Source organism: Bacteroides sp. LFL-34 (assembly GCF_027257075.1).
Lineage (GTDB): Bacteria > Bacteroidota > Bacteroidia > Bacteroidales > Bacteroidaceae > Bacteroides > Bacteroides ovatus.
This window is the reverse complement of record NZ_JAPQKZ010000147.1, coordinates 1-822: the sequence shown is the minus strand read 5'-3', so window position 1 is coordinate 822 and position 822 is coordinate 1. Positions and strand designations below refer to the sequence as shown.

General features: G+C 45.6%; 1 pseudogene. It reads right to left on the bottom strand.

Annotated features, from left to right (window positions below):
* Nucleotides 1-822: pseudogene (locus N5O98_RS27295) on the bottom strand (IS1182-like element ISBf3 family transposase); the annotation flags it as partial.

The following is an 822-nucleotide window of genomic DNA, read 5'->3' as shown; positions in this document are numbered from 1 at the left end:
GCTGTCTTGTCACGTTTGGTTCCTATACGGTTCATGTGCTGTCCCATAGGACAAACGTAATAATCCTCTTGGGCATTGTAATGGAGACTTTCGGCATGGAACGGGTTGGGAGTATAACGGGGACGCTGTTCTTTATGGAAGTAATTGTACTTGATGAAGGCTTCTATCCCATTCTCCTGCATGAACCGGTAATTTTCTTCCGAACCGTAACCGGAGTCTGCCACACAGATATTCGGTAAACGGTTATAGCGGTACTGGAAAGAGTGGAAAAAAGGTATGAGGGTCAGTGTATCGGTAGGGTTGGGAAACAGACGGAAGTCTGTGATGAATTGGTTTTCAGTACCTATTTGCAGATTATATCCGGGTTTGGTCTGCCCGTTCTTCATGGCATCTTCTTTCATGCGCATGAATGTGGCACCAGGATCGGTCTTGGAATAGGAGTTACGTTCTCCAAGGGTATCAAGGTGATTATCGTATTCTATCAGCTTGTCACGATACCCTTCAAGTTCCATGACCTGCTTCTTCTTTTTGCGCAGGGCTTTCTTTTCTTCCTTATCCTTTGTTGCAGGCTGGCGTTCCAGGGCTTCTTTAAGTTCATCCACTATGTCAGAGAGCATGCAGGGAGTAAACTCCACGGATGTGTCTTTTATAGAGTTCTCCTGTGCAATGGCTTCATCCACCTGCTCCAAGAGAATACGGATTTTATCCATTAGTCTCGTACGGTTCCGTTCGACTGTCTTGCGCCAGACAAAAGTATATTTGTTGGCTTTGGATTCAATCTTGGTGCCGTCGATATACTCCACATCAAGGCTGATGAAACCT